This window comes from Joostella sp., from assembly GCF_048266025.1.
Taxonomy (GTDB): domain Bacteria; phylum Bacteroidota; class Bacteroidia; order Flavobacteriales; family Flavobacteriaceae; genus Galbibacter; species Galbibacter atrarenae.
Genome location: NZ_JBLXAF010000011.1, coordinates 97199 through 113409, shown reverse-complemented (window position 1 = coordinate 113409; position 16211 = coordinate 97199). Strand labels below are relative to the sequence as shown.

The 16211-nt window shown below is 35.8% G+C and carries 5 protein-coding genes; all 5 read right to left on the bottom strand.

Features of this window, described 5'->3' with window-relative positions; translation table 11 throughout:
* Positions 1-32 precede the first annotated feature (32 nt).
* Positions 33-6476, bottom strand: a complete 6444-nt coding sequence (locus ACN0TY_RS15830) for a gliding motility-associated C-terminal domain-containing protein (RefSeq protein WP_417445228.1) — start codon at positions 6474-6476, stop codon at positions 33-35.
* A 546-nt stretch (positions 6477-7022) separates the two neighbouring features.
* Positions 7023-7337, bottom strand: a complete 315-nt coding sequence (locus ACN0TY_RS15825; RefSeq protein WP_236960027.1) for a DUF3467 domain-containing protein — start codon at positions 7335-7337, stop codon at positions 7023-7025.
* A 158-nt stretch (positions 7338-7495) separates the two neighbouring features.
* On the bottom strand, positions 7496-11797 hold the full coding sequence (rpoC, locus tag ACN0TY_RS15820; protein WP_236960028.1) for a DNA-directed RNA polymerase subunit beta': 4302 nt from the start codon (positions 11795-11797) through the stop codon (positions 7496-7498).
* An 87-nt stretch (positions 11798-11884) separates the two neighbouring features.
* Positions 11885-15694: a DNA-directed RNA polymerase subunit beta gene (gene rpoB / locus ACN0TY_RS15815; RefSeq protein ID WP_236960029.1), complete on the bottom strand. Its 3810-nt coding sequence runs from the start codon at positions 15692-15694 to the stop codon at positions 11885-11887.
* A gap of 136 nt (positions 15695-15830) precedes the next feature.
* Complete coding sequence (gene rplL, locus ACN0TY_RS15810; RefSeq protein ID WP_236960030.1) at positions 15831-16205, bottom strand: 50S ribosomal protein L7/L12; 375 nt, start codon at positions 16203-16205, stop codon at positions 15831-15833.
* Positions 16206-16211 lie beyond the last annotated feature (6 nt).

Below are 16211 nucleotides of genomic sequence, written 5' to 3'. Positions count from 1 at the left end.
GCTATAATATTCTAAAATTAAATACCTTCTTTTTAGTTGATATACAACCAACCGACATGTGCTTTACTTCCATTATTTAAGTCTATGACATAATAATACGTCCCTGTTGGAAGTTTAGCACCTTTGCTAATGGTAGCACGACCCTCTGAGGTTCCATCCCAGTTGTTTTGGTAATCCTTGGCACTATATACTTTCGATCCACTACGATCAAAAATATTTACCGTATTTCCAGGGTAGTTTTCGATACAACGAACTGTGAAGTAGTCATTCTTACCATCTCCATTAGGCGTAAATTCATTGAAAATTTCAAAACATTCTGACAAAACTATATCAGTACCAGCACTGGCCTCATTATTAGTGTCGTTAAAATCTTCTTGATCTAAAGACTCTAAACGCGCAACATTAATATAATCTGTTATACTAAGTACTGAAACACGCATTATAAGTGTTACACTCTCACTAGGAGCCAAACTAACAACACTAAATGCTCCTGTAATTTCATTATAATTACTTCCAACATCTGAAGTTGCCCCAATAAAACGATATCCATCAGGCAATCTATCACTAACCTCAATATTTGTAGCCTCGATTGTTCCTAAATTCTTTACCGTTATAGTAAACTCTATCTCTTCATTTAACACAACATATTGCTTATTAACTGACTTATATATTGCAATATCAGTTTCTGTGAGTGGTGGGGGTGGTGGAGATACTTGATCTTTACTACAAATTATTTGATGTGTACAAGATGAACTGTTCCTGCATTGATCTATAACAGTATACGTTCTTATTACAATGTATGGGTCCTCTACTGAACCAGCACCTCCATTATCAATATCTTCATAGGTAATGATTAAGTCTTCTTTAGGTGTCTCATTATCAATCGCATCTATAAACGATACGTCGCCTTCTGGAATTGAATTAATGTCACAGTCATCTATTATTATATCAGAAGGGCATGATGTAATAACTGGAGCCTCTATATCCTTTACTTCAATCTGTTGACTATGCATAGTTGTGTTTCCACAATCATCTGTAGCTGTCCATTTTCTAGTCAAAATAAAGCTACCTATACAGTCTCCTTCTGTTGTAATCTCTTCAAAAGACACTTTTGCTTCCCCACAATTATCTGCAGCAAGCACTTCTGGGATTTCAGGAATATTATTTGAATCCGTGACCATATCTGTTGGCAATGTACTTGTAAAGAATGGTGCCGTAGTGTCTTCTACTGTTATTGTCTGTGTATGAACTGTTGTTAATCCACATTCATCAGTAGCTATCCATTCTCTTAATAAGCTATAACTATTAGGACAATCTCCTGCAGTTTCTGTTTCCGTAAAAGTTACGGTAGCTATACCGCAGTTATCCGTAGCGGTTAACATTTCTGCCGTTGGAATAGCATCACAATTAACAGTTACATCTGCTGGTAGTGTTTCGACAAAGGTAGGAGCCGTTGTGTCTTCTACCGTTATTGTTTGTGTATGAACAGTAGTTAATCCACATTCATCAGTAGCTGTCCATTCTCTTAATAAACTATAACTATTAGGGCAATCTCCTGCAGTTTCTGTTTCCATAAAAGTTACGGTAGCTGTCCCGCAGTTATCCGTAGCGGTTAGCATTTTTGCCGTTGGAATTGCATCACAATTAACAGTTACATCTGCTGGTAGTGTTTCTACAAAAGTAGGAGCCGTAGTGTCTTCTACCGTTATTGTTTGTGTGTGAACTGTTGTTAATCCACATTCATCGGTAGCTGTCCATTTTCTTAATAAACTATAACTATTAGGACAATCTCCTGCAGCTTCAGTTTCCGTAAAAGTTACGGTGGCTGTCCCGCAGTTATCCGTAGCGGTTAGCATTTCTGCCGTTGGAATAGCATCACAATTAACAGTTACATCTGCTGGTAATGTTTCTACAAAAGTAGGAGCCGTTGTATCTTCTACTGTTATTATTTGCTCGTGAACTGTTGTTAATCCACATTCATCTGTCGCTATCCATTCTCTTAATAAGCTATAACTATTAGGACAATCTCCTGCAGCTTCAGTTTCCGTAAAAGTTACGGTGGCTGTCCCGCAGTTATCCGTAGCAGTTAGTGTTTCTGCCGTTGGAATAGCATCACAATTAACAGTTATATCTGCTGGTAATACTTCTACAAAAGTAGGTGTAGTTGTATCTTCTACCGTTATTGTCTGTGTATGAATTGTTGTTAATCCACATTCATCAGTAGCTGTCCATTCTCTTAATAAGCTATAACTATTAGAACAATCTCCTGCAGTTTCTGTTTCCGTAAAAGTTACAGTTGCTGTTCCGCAGTTATCCGTAGCGGTTAGCATTTCCGCAGTCGGAATAGCATCACAATTAACAGTTACATCTGCTGGTAGTGTTTCTACAAAAGTAGGAGCCGTTGTGTCTTCTACCGTTATTGTTTGTGTATGAACAGTAGTTAATCCACATTCATCGGTAGCTGTCCATTCTCTTAATAAACTATAACTATTAGGACAATCTCCTGCAGTTTCTGTTTCCGTAAAAGTTACGGTGGCTGTTCCGCAGTTATCCGTAGCGGTCAGCATTTCCGCCGTTGGAATTGCATCACAATTAACAGTTACATCTGCTGGTAGTGTTTCGACAAAATTAGGAGCCGTTGTGTCTTTCAACGTAATTGTTTGATCATGAGTAACAGTATTCCCGCAATCGTCTTCCAATGTCCAAGTTCTTGTGATTGTTTGATTAAGTCCACAATTTCCTGCTTTTACTACATCTATATAGGTCGCTTCTAATACTGAACTACAATTATCCGACTCATCTGCTACATCTCCTGTAATAATTAAATCTGTAATATCTGTTCCACATTCTAAAGTTATATCTTCAGGAACCGTGAAATCTGGCGCTGTAGTATCTTCCAACGTAATTGTTTGATTATGAGCAACACTATTCCCATTACCATCCTTTAATGTCCAAGTTCTTGTGATTGTTTGATTAGATCTACAATTTCCTGCTTTTACTACATCTGTATAGGTAGCTTCTAATACTAAACTACAATTATCCAACTCATCTTCTACGTCTCCTGTTATACTTAAATCTGTAACATCTATTCCACACTCTAAAGTTATATCAACGGGAGCTGTAAAACTTGGTGGAATGTCATCCTCTAAATTAACTGTTACAATTGCAGTTTTACAATTACTAGGGTAATTTAAATCACAAATTTCATAAGTTAATGTATAGATTCCAGCGTTTGCTGACTTCACGTCTACAGTACCGTCTTCATTAAGAGTGACTGTATTTGTTGGGTCTACAACTATTGTAGAAACTGTAACATCAGCCTCTTTTACTTCTTCGCCTGCTAATGTATCATTATTTAGTACATTTAAAACTCCTAATTGCTCTACATTAGGACATCCTTCTGTATCATCATTAACAGCTTCTATTTTCGGAACATAGTTTATGGTAATAATCGCTTCATCACTACCACTGCATGTCCCTTCAACATAATACTTAAACTTATAGGTGCCTGAATTTGCACTTGTCGCATCCCATATACTACCATATAACAACCCATTAGATGTTAGTTCTTCCCATGTCCCAAAAGTATCATAATCTCCTGCTAAATAATTTGATAGATCTATACTTGTTAATGATGGGTAGTCTACTATGTAAGAGCCATCATCTCCTGCGCTCGGGTCCAAATCGCTATTATCTTTCAATTCAAAACTTAGAACTTCGTCTATACAGTCTTCACTACTTCCTACAATTGTAGCTGTATAAATTCCTAAATCGGTACTTTTATCATAAGGTTCAAATCTTAACACATTCGATTCGGATGGATCGACATCTAAAACAGTATTACTCCCTTGTTTCCTCCACTCTATATCGAAGAAATCTAATCCTGGGATTATCAACGCACCATCCTCACCGTCACACATATTTTGAGCATAAATTTTTGGCAAAATTCCATTTCCTGCATCTATGGTAACCTCAGAACTATTATCACAGTCATCAGTTATTTGCACCACGTAAGATTGAGGTAGTAAGCCTGTAAAAACAGGATTCTCACCATTATCCTTGGTTATTGGACTAATTATCTTATAGTTCATTGGTGGAGCACCTTGCGCATCTAAAACAACATTAACTTCTCCGTTCTGACATTGAAAAACGTAAGTATTATTAAGCTGCGGTTTATCTACTTCAAACTCATCTATAACTTCATAACAATACGAACCTTTATTATAAGCAATTGAATTTATCCTACGATAAACAATTCTAAACTTACCATAGGTTGTGACTTTTTTATCTGAAGTATAAGAAGTTATCTCTTCGCCACTGCCACTATTGTAAAATAATAGTATTTGTGAATAATTTTGAAGTTGAGCATCTAGATCATTATGAATTTGATCAATATTATTAGGAGATGCCCATCCTTCGAGATCTTCATTATACACTTGAAGATATAAGACAGAATTCGCAGTACTTTTATTAACTGTTAAAACCGATTCTATATCAAAGCTTCCACAATTCTGAGATATTTTTTTATAGTACTTATAAATAGAGCCAACAACATCTGTAGTTGTTACATAACTTTTCCCACAAACATCCTCAGCACTAACCTCATATTCCCCAGGCGGCAAATTAGTCATAAATACATAACCATTATCATCAATAGGAATATTGTATGGAAGTGGTTCTGTAAAGCTTTCTGGAGCATCAGTGATATTTGCTGATGCAAAATTTTGTTTAACATTAGAATTAGTCGTACTTACTAATTGTAGATTAAATGCACCATAGTCTTTAGAACATGAATAATCAGAATATCCCCTTTCTATAAATTCATATTCAATATTGGAAGTAACAGTCTCTATAGTTTGATCAACTGAAATATCACATGCATCTGTAATTCTTATTTTATATTCGCCATCTGGAACTGGATTATCTTTTGATCCTAAAGTCAAGCCCCTATAATTATTAGGTATGTCTTGGCGAGTCAAAGGCCTAGTATTGGTTTCCCCTTCTTCTATAAAATCATTATATAACCAAGGTTCAAATCCTAACGGAGCACTCACAACCTCCATGACTATAGGATACTTTATGCTATTATCTCGTTCTATTGTAATATACTCTCCAGTACAATAACCATCAGCATTAATCAAATCATACTCAAGAGTGTGGTTGTTTTGGACAGTTATTGACCCATTGTATATGCTCCCACAAGTATTTAAAATAGTATAAGTATAAACTCCGTCAGGCACACTATGCTTATCATCTCCTATATATATAATACTATTGCTCCCTGATACAAATGCAGGAGTATTTTCATCTATAACTACACTATAAGAGTCTTCTGAAAAAGCATCTGAAAACTCCCAAGGTTTAAAATTATCAGGATATGATGTGAATTCAAAAGTTTCGGGATACAATACACTCGAATTATTAACTTGATATCTTAAATATAAATAAGGAGAACCACAAGAACTAGAGCCAGGTATTAGGTATGCCCCTCTTTCAGAATAATTAAAACTACCACTCTTTATTCTGTTATTTCCACATGCATCTTTTACGTCTACTTCTATATTATATGTACCAGAACCTAAAGAAGCTATTTCTAAGTCAGGAAAATACTTTCGATTTCCGGTTAGCTGCAAATCCTCACTTCCATATGTTTTTTCTATGGTGTATGATGCAACTCCAGAGTCTGTTGGAGGTGTAATTGTATAGACTACTTCATATGGCCAACTATTTGCCACTACATAAAAATAAGAAGAGACATTTAATCCTAAATCTTGACAACTAGTTACATTTTCTTTAGCGTTGATTTCTAGGTCTACACTTGTATATTTATATGGGTTTGAAAAATCATAATCTTTATTTAAAACATTTCCACAGACATCTTTTACGGACACCCTATAAGTCCCATCTTCAAGATCTTTAAACTCATTGCTTATTTGAGGACCTGCTAAAATGGCTCCTGTATCTGGGTCTAAAAGTGTATATGAGTTTGGGGTACCTGAAATTGTTGAGACTACTATTTTCCCAAGACCACAATTATCCAAATCAGCCTCAGTATCCATAGCGTAATCTAAGTCACTCTTTTCATCATTAATATCAAAATTCTCCTCTTTGGTAACTGGAGACTCTCCTTCAATTGTCTCTGTAATAACTACTTTATAGCTTCCACTAGTTAAGCCTTCATCATATTTATCTGTTACAGTTTCCCCTACACTTTCTATAGAAGAAAAACCTACACTATTACTTGTATCTGGAAGCTTATAATAAGTAAAAAGAAAACTTGCACCTGCTACTGTATTAGTAATAGTTACAATGGCAGCTCCGTTTCCATTACAAGTTTCAGGCTCCGTTGTTACATCAATTATAAAATCGCTATAATTTTTATCACTTTTCTTGTTCGCATAAGTTTCAGAATTACTACCTATTAAAACGTATGATGAAAAAAAGATAAATGTTAAAAAATAGAATTTAAATTTCATAATTTTTAAGTTAGTTTGGTTGCTTACTAAAACAACAATTATTTAATACCTTAAAATTTCATCTTGCTCAAGATATCCTCATATATCGACTTAACAATTTAAATTAATGCTAAATACGAACATTGATATAAACGTCAATTCCATTATTTGGAGTATCATATTTCAATCTGAATACGAAAGCTAGTTTGTGAAAACATTCTAAAAACTCAAACTATAACAACCTAGAATTGATAAGAATAGATTAGATAATGTGCATATAGAAATATTTCACAAAACTCATCAATTAATATTCATTTTAATATGATATTTATCATATCCATGCATTCTATGCAAAAAATTAATAAGATAAAACTGATTTTTGAGAGAGGAAATATACTCTGAAAGACATCCGATAATTTGATATAATGGATATGAAAAGTCTTAACAAAATTTAGAGTAAATTAAAAAGAAAGAAATAACCTACATTAGAGTTCTAACAAAAAAGGTTTCAACTTTAAAAAAAGTTGAAACCTTCAATAAATTATTGTATTTATTACTAGTTAACGACTAAGCCTCCCCAGTTGGGCCAAAATTTAACGGCATAGGTGGTTGTTCATAATCTTTAATTTCTCCATTAGCTTGTTCGAAACGTTGTACGTTATCTCCAAGTGCTTTCAAGAAACGTTTGGCATGCTGAGGAGTTAAGATAATTCTACTTTTTACTTTTGCCTTAGGTCTTCCAGGCATAATACTTACAAAGTCTACTACAAACTCAGAAACGGAATGATTGATAACCGCAAGGTTCGCATAAGTCCCTTCTGCTGTAGCATCATCTATTTCTATATTAATCTGATTCTTTTTTTGTTCGTTTTGATCACTCATTATTTTAATTTTAAAGTTGAAAAGCTGAAAATATTTAAAACGAGAAGCTCGATTGCTATATCTGTTTATATTAAAAGCTCTTGTAAAAATACTATTTAAAAAAAGAAAACCCCAAAGGAAATAATCCTTTGGGGTTTTAAATATAAATTTAGGTACGTTTAAAAGTTAACGTGCTGTTGTTTACTAGCCATAATCTCATTGTACTCATCTTTAGATCCTACGATAATATTATCGTAATCTCTCATTCCGGTACCAGCTGGGATTCTGTGTCCAACAATAACATTCTCTTTTAATCCTTCAAGATTATCAACTTTACCGCTTACTGCAGCTTCGTTCAGTACTTTTGTAGTTTCCTGGAACGATGCAGCCGAGATAAACGATTTCGTTTGTAATGACGCTCTTGTAATACCTTGAAGTATCGGCGTAGCAACCGCAGGAACTGCGTCTCTAGCTTCTACTAATTGCTTATCTGCTCTTTTAAGGATCGAATTCTCATCTCTCAATTCACGAGGAGTGATAATCTGACCTGCTTTTAAAGTTGTAGACTCACCAGCATCTTCGATAACTTTCATTCCAAAGATTCTATCGTTTTCTTGGATAAAATCAGATTTGTGAACTAATTGTTGCTCTAAGAACGTAGTATCACCAGAATCTTTGATATTAACTTTACGCATCATCTGACGTACTACTACCTCAAAGTGCTTATCGTTAATTTTCACCCCTTGTAAACGGTATACCTCTTGTACTTCGTTTACTAAGTACTGCTGTACCGCAGATGGGCCTTTAATTCTTAAGATATCTTCTGGAGTAATAGAACCATCAGAAAGAGGCATTCCTGCACGAACGTAATCGTTCTCTTGAACAAGAATCTGATTTGATAGTTTTACCAAATACTTCTTAATGTCTCCTAACTTAGACTCTACAATAATCTCACGATTACCTCTTTTGATTTTACCAAAAGAAACAACTCCATCAATTTCTGATACTACAGCTGGATTAGAAGGATTACGTGCTTCGAAAAGCTCGGTAACTCTTGGTAGACCCCCTGTAATATCCCCTGCTTTAGAAGATCTTCTAGGAATCTTAACAAGTACTTTACCTTCTGCTATCTTCTCATTATTATCTACCATAATATGAGCACCTACAGGTAGGTTGTAAGAACGTAACGTTTCTCCTTTTCCGTCTTTAATCAATAACGTTGGAATCAATTTCTTGTTTCTAGATTCAGAAATTACTTTCTCTTGGAATCCAGTCTGCTCATCGATTTCAACTTGGTAAGTTACACCTTGATCAATATTTTCGTAAGCAATTTTTCCTGAGAATTCAGAAACAATTACTGCGTTATAAGGATCCCACTGACAAATTACATCTCCTTTTTCTGAAATCTGACCTTCTTTTACAAAAATCTGCGATCCGTAAGGAACGTTACTTGTTGCAAGTGTAATACCTGTTTTTTCGTCAATAAACTTAACCTCTGCTGTTCTAGAGATTACGATATCAACTTTATTTCCTTCAGCATCGGTTCCTTTAACAGTTTTAAGATCTTCGATCTCAAGTCTACTCTTAAATTTAGTGATGATTTTATTTTCTTCTGAAATGTTTCCTGCAATACCCCCTACGTGGAAAGTACGTAGCGTAAGCTGTGTACCTGGCTCCCCAATAGATTGTGCTGCAACAACACCAACTGCTTCTCCTCGCTGAACCATTTTACCGGTAGCTAGATTACGTCCGTAACATTTCGAACAAATACCTCTTTTTGCTTCACAGGTAAGTGGCGAACGTACTTCCATTTTCTCAATTGGAGACGCTTTAATTTTCTTAACAATAGCTTCAGAAACTTCTTCTCCTGCACTCACCAATAACTCTTCTGTTAATGGATCGTATACATCGTGTAAAGAAACACGACCAAGGATTCTTTCTCCTAAAGATTCTACTATCTCATCATTTTTCTTCAATGCTTCAACTTCTACACCACGTAAAGTACCACAATCCTCAGTGTTTACAATAACATCTTGAGAAACGTCTACTAAACGACGTGTTAAGTATCCTGCATCCGCAGTTTTTAATGCCGTATCCGCAAGTCCTTTACGTGCACCGTGAGTAGAGATAAAGTACTCAAGAATCGAAAGACCTTCCTTAAAGTTAGAAAGAATTGGATTCTCAATAATCTCCCCACCACCAGCAGTAGATTTCTTAGGTTTCGCCATTAATCCACGCATACCTGTAAGCTGACGAATCTGTTCTTTAGATCCCCTTGCTCCAGAATCAAGCATCATGAATACCGAGTTAAATCCTTGGTTATCTTCACGAATACGCTTCATTGCAAGTTCTGTCAACATAGCATTTGCAGAAGTCCAAACGTCAATCACCTGGTTGTAACGCTCGTTGTTGGTAATAAGACCCATATTATAGTTGGTCATAATTCCATCTACTTGAACATTAGCTTCAGCAATCATTGGTTGTTTCTCTTCAGGAATAATAATATCTCCTAAACTGAATGATAATCCTCCTTTAAAGGCGAAGTTATACCCCATGCTCTTAATCTTATCTAAGAAATCGGCAGTGGTAGGAACATCTGTTGCTTTAAGGATATCTCCAATAATGTCTCTAAGTGACTTTTTAGTAAGTACTTCGTTAATGTAACCTGCTTTCTCTGGAACTACTTCGTTGAATAATATTCTACCAACTGTAGTTTCAATGATTTGGTACACTAATTCTCCTTCTTCATTAAAATCTTTCGCACGAACTTTAACCATCGCGTTCAAGTCTACTTTCTTCTCATTAAAAGCAATTGTTACTTCATCAGCAGAATAGAAAGTAAGACCTTCACCTTTTATTGGATGATCTGGCGTAGATCTTCTTGCTTTGGTCATATAATACAGACCCAAGACCATATCCTGAGAAGGTACTGTAACCGGAGAACCATTTGCAGGGTTCAATATGTTATGAGAAGCCAACATTAACATTTGTGCTTCTAATATAGCTTCTGGTCCTAGTGGTAAATGTACCGCCATCTGGTCACCATCGAAATCGGCGTTGAATGCCGTACATACTAATGGGTGTAACTGGATCGCTTTACCTTCTATCAACTTAGGCTGGAACGCTTGGATACCCAAACGGTGAAGCGTAGGAGCACGGTTAAGTAGTACTGGATGTCCTTTAAGAACATTCTCAAGAATATCCCAAACTACAGGCTCTCTCTTATCTATAATCTTTTTAGCAGATTTTACAGTTTTTACAATTCCTCTTTCTATTAGTTTTCTAATAACGAAAGGCTTGTAAAGCTCCGCTGCCATATTTTTAGGAAGACCACATTCGAACAATTTCATTTCAGGTCCAACAACAATTACCGAACGTGCTGAATAATCTACACGTTTACCTAAAAGGTTTTGACGGAAACGTCCTTGTTTTCCTTTTAATGAATCTGAAAGCGATTTTAATGGTCTATTAGATTCTGTTTTAACAGCAGAAGACTTACGCGTATTATCAAATAATGAATCTACAGATTCTTGAAGCATACGCTTCTCATTACGTAAGATTACCTCTGGTGCTTTAATCTCCATCAATCGTTTTAAACGATTGTTTCTGATAATTACTCTACGGTAAAGATCATTTAAATCTGAAGTAGCAAAACGACCTCCATCAAGTGGAACTAATGGACGTAATTCTGGTGGAATAACCGGAATTACTTTCATAATCATCCACTCAGGATTATTCTCTCTATTCTTTTGAGATTCACGTAATGCCTCAACAACTTGAAGACGCTTAAGTGCTTCCGTTTTACGTTGCTTAGAAGTTTCTGTATTTGCTTTGTGTCTTAGCTCGTAAGAAAGTTCGTTAAGCTCTATTCTAGACAATAGCTCAATAAGACAGTCAGCTCCCATCTTAGCGATGAACTTATTTGGGTCTGAATCTTCTAAGTATAGGTTTTCTTGTGGAAGAGATTCAAGAATATTCAAGTACTCTTCTTCCGTTAAGAAATCCATTTTTTGAACAGGTTCTCCATCAGCATTTTTTGCATCTCCTGGTTGGATAACAACATAACGCTCGTAATAGATAATCATATCCAACTTCTTAGATGGTAATCCAAGAAGGTAACCTATTTTATTTGGTAAAGAACGGAAGTACCAGATATGTGCAACTGGTACAACTAGGTTAATGTGCCCAACTCTGTCTCTACGTACTTTTTTCTCAGTAACTTCAACACCACATCGGTCACAAACAATACCTTTATAACGTATTCTCTTATATTTACCACAAGCACATTCGTAATCCTTTACTGGACCGAAGATACGCTCACAGAAAAGACCGTCACGTTCAGGCTTATGTGTACGGTAATTAATAGTTTCAGGCTTAAGCACTTCTCCTCTAGACTCTCCTAAAATAGCCTCTGGAGATGCTAAACCGATAGAGATTTTGCTAAAGCTCTGTACTGTATTCTTATCTTTATTTCTTGCCATAATATATGGTGATAATGAATTAAGTGTGATTTTTATTACCTTTTTAATGGAGGCACTTAGGGATACTAAGCGCCTCTATTAAAATTATTATTCCTCTAATCTGATATCTAATCCAAGACCTTTCAATTCATGCATTAATACATTGAATGATTCTGGTAATCCTGGTTCTGGCATCATCTCTCCCTTAACGATAGACTCGTAAGTTTTAGCTCTACCAATAACATCATCAGATTTAACTGTCAATATTTCTCTAAGTGTACTTGATGCACCATATGCTTCAAGTGCCCAAACTTCCATCTCACCAAAACGCTGACCTCCAAATTGTGCTTTACCACCTAATGGTTGTTGTGTAATTAATGAGTATGGTCCTATTGAACGTGCGTGCATCTTGTCATCTACCATGTGACCTAACTTAAGCATGTAAATCACACCTACAGTAGCTGCTTGATCGAAACGTTCTCCAGTACCACCATCATATAAATATGTATGTCCGAATCTTGGAATTCCTGCCTCGTCTGTAAGCTCATTGATTTGCTCTAATGAAGCACCATCAAAAATTGGAGTAGCATACTTTTTACCTAAGTTTTTACCTGCCCAACCTAATACGGTTTCATAAATCTGACCAATGTTCATACGAGAAGGTACCCCTAGTGGATTTAATACGATATCTACTGGTGTTCCATCTTCTAAGAATGGCATATCTTCTTGTCTAGTAATTCTGGCAACAATACCTTTATTACCGTGACGACCCGCCATCTTATCTCCTACTTTAAGCTTACGTTTCTTAGCGATATACACTTTGGCAAGTTTCATGATTCCAGCTGGCAATTCATCTCCAACAGAAATTGTAAACTTATCTCTACGTAACGCACCTTGAAGGTCGTTTAGCTTAATTTTATAGTTATGAAGAAGATCATTGATTAAAGCATTCGTCTCATCATCTGTAGTCCATGTTCCACTTACTAAGTGAGCGAAATCATCTACTGCATTCAACATCTTTTGAGTATATTTCTTTCCTTTAGGGAATACTTCTTCACCTAAATCATTAAATACACCTTGAGAAGTTTTTCCATTTACGATGGAGAATAACTTTTCTACCAATACATCTTTAAGTCCAGTGAATTTTGTTTCAAATTCTAACTCTAACTTAGCGATGTCTTCTTTATCTTTTGCTCTTTTGCGCTTATCTTTAATAGCTCTAGAGAACAATTTCTTATCTATTACAACTCCATTTAATGAAGGAGAAGCTTTTAAAGATGCATCTTTTACATCTCCAGCTTTATCACCAAAGATTGCACGAAGTAATTTTTCTTCTGGTGTAGGATCAGACTCTCCTTTTGGAGTAATCTTACCAATTAAAATATCACCAGGTTTTACCTCTGCACCAATACGAATCATTCCGTTTTCATCAAGGTCTTTTGTAGCCTCTTCAGAAACGTTAGGAATATCGTTTGTTAATTCTTCAGCTCCTAATTTAGTATCTCTTACTTCAAGAGAGTACTCATCAATATGAATAGAAGTAAAGATATCTTCTCTTACTACTTTTTCAGAAATTACAATTGCATCCTCAAAGTTATACCCTTTCCAAGGCATAAATGCTACTTGTAGGTTTCTACCTAAAGCAAGCTCTCCTTGTTGCGTAGCATATCCTTCACAAAGTACTTGTCCTTTTAAAACTTTATCACCTTTTCTTACGATAGGCTTTAAGTTAATAGAAGTACCTTGATTTGTTTTTCTGAACTTAACTAAGTTGTATGTTTTGAAGTCATCATCAAAACTAACTAATCTGTCATTTTCAGTTCTATCGTACTTAATTGTAATTTTTGAAGCATCTACATAATCAATTACTCCATCTCCTTCAGCATTAATTAATACTCTAGAGTCTGAAGCCACCTGACGTTCTAAACCTGTACCTACAATTGGAGATTCTGGTCTTAATAAAGGAACTGCCTGGCGCATCATGTTAGATCCCATCAATGCACGGTTGGCATCATCATGCTCCAAGAATGGAATTAACGATGCTGAAATCGATGCAATTTGGTTTGGAGCAACATCCGTATAGTGAATCTCTGCTGGATCTACTACTGGGAAGTCACCTTCCATACGAGCAATTACTTTATCTGTATCGATATTTCCATCTTCAGATAAAGGTATATTTGCTTGCGCTATTTTCTTTTCTTCTTCTTCTTCAGCACTTAAATAAAGAATCTCAGAAAGATCTACTTTACCTTCAGTCACTTTACGGTATGGAGTTTCGATGAATCCCATTCCGTTCACTTTTGCGAATACACTTAATGAAGATATCAAACCAATGTTTGGACCCTCTGGTGTTTCAATAGGACAAAGACGCCCGTAGTGAGTATAGTGAACATCACGCACCTCGAAACCTGCTCTCTCACGAGAAAGACCACCTGGTCCTAATGCTGATAAACGACGTTTGTGTGTAATCTCTGCTAATGGATTTGTTTGATCCATAAACTGAGATAACTGATTTGTTCCAAAGAAAGAGTTAATAACCGATGATAATGTTTTAGCATTAATCAAATCGATTGGTGTAAACACCTCGTTATCACGTACATTCATACGCTCACGAATTGTTCTTGCCATACGAGCAAGACCTACTCCAAACTGAGACGATAATTGTTCTCCTACTGTTCTAACACGACGGTTAGATAAGTGATCGATATCATCAATCTCTGCTTTAGAGTTAATTAACTCGATAAGATATTTTATAATGGTAATAATATCTTCTTTAGTTAAAACTTGTTTATCCATTGCGATATCCAAGCCTAACTTCTTATTCATTCTATAACGACCAACTTCACCTAAGTTATAACGTTGATCTGAGAAGAATAACTTGTCAATAATACCTCTTGCTGTCTCTTCATCTGGCGGTTCAGCATTACGCAATTGACGATATATATGTTCTACAGCCTCTTTTTCTGAGTTTGTAGGGTCTTTTTGTAACGTATTGTAGATAATAGCATAATCTCCCGTCTGGCTATCTTCTTTATGCAACAAGATAGTTTTAACGTCTGTATCTACTATTTCTTCAATGTGTTCTTTTTCAAGAATCGTATCTCTATCTAGAATGATTTCATTTCTTTCGATAGAAACCACCTCTCCCGTATCTTCATCTACGAAATCTTCATGCCAAGTTTTAAGCACACGTGCCGCTAACTTTCTGCCCAACACTTTCTTTAATCCGCTTTTAGATACTTTTACTTCTTCAGCAAGATCGAATATTTCTAGAATATCCTTATCACGCTCAAAACCTATAGCACGGAAAAGTGTAGTAACAGGTAATTTTTTCTTTCTATCGATATATGCGTACATAACGCTATTGATATCGGTAGCAAATTCTATCCAAGAACCTTTAAAAGGAATTACTCTTGCAGAATACAATTTTGTTCCATTTGCGTGAAACGATTGACCAAAGAATACACCTGGAGATCTATGTAATTGGGAAACAACAACACGCTCAGCTCCGTTTATAACAAAGGTACCACTAGGAGTCATGTAAGGAATTACTCCTAAGTATACATCCTGTACTATGGTTTCAAAATCTTCGTGCTCAGGATCTGTACAATAAAGTTTTAGTCTAGCCTTTAAAGGCACACTATAAGTCAAACCTCTCTCTATACACTCTTGAATCGAGTAACGTGGAGGATCGATAAAGTAGTCTAAAAATTCAAGTACAAATTGATTACGCGTATCAGTAATGGGGAAATTCTCCAAGAAGGTATTATAAAGACCCTCGTTACCTCTCTCTTCAGATTTTGTTTCCAGTTGAAAGAAATCCTGGAATGACTTAATCTGAATGTCCAAGAAATCCGGGTATGCCGGAGTATTCTTTGCAGAGGCGAAATTAATTCTTTCAGTCTGATTTGTGAACATCAATGGACAATATTTTGATTAAAGTGAAAATTGAAAAAAACGTATACATTCATATACGCAAAAAGGGTTTAGGTCACTACCCGAAAAACGGGAAGGACCTAAACCGTATCTTACAGCTAAGAGCTGTAGGGTGGAATTATTTTAATTCTACCTCAGCACCAGCTTCTTCTAAAGATGCTTTAAGGGCATTAGCCTCATCTTTAGATACACCTTCTTTTATTGCTTTAGGAGCTCCGTCTACCATCTCTTTAGCTTCTTTAAGTCCTAAACCAGTTAATTCTTTAACTAATTTTACAACAGCTAACTTAGATGCACCAGCAGCTTTAAGGATAACATCAAATTCTGTTTGCTCCTCAGCAGCTTCTCCTCCAGCAGCAGCACCACCAGCAACAGCTACAGCTGCAGCAGCAGGCTCTATACCGTACTCCTCTTTTAATATCTCAGCTAATTCGTTTACTTCTTTAACTGTTAAGTTAACTAATTGTTCTGCAAAATCTTTTAAATCTGCCATTTTCTA

Bases quoted from the DNA above. Each gene is read 5' to 3' on its own strand.
- rplL (WP_236960030.1), bottom strand. From the start codon at position 16,205: ATGGCAGATTTAAAAGATTTTGCAGAACAATTAGTTAACTTAACAGTT.
- rpoB (WP_236960029.1), bottom strand. From the start codon at position 15,694: ATGTTCACAAATCAGACTGAAAGAATTAATTTCGCCTCTGCAAAGAAT.
- ACN0TY_RS15825 (WP_236960027.1), bottom strand. From the start codon at position 7,337: ATGAGTGATCAAAACGAACAAAAAAAGAATCAGATTAATATAGAAATA.
- rpoC (WP_236960028.1), bottom strand. From the start codon at position 11,797: ATGGCAAGAAATAAAGATAAGAATACAGTACAGAGCTTTAGCAAAATC.
- ACN0TY_RS15830 (WP_417445228.1), bottom strand. From the start codon at position 6,476: ATGAAATTTAAATTCTATTTTTTAACATTTATCTTTTTTTCATCATAC.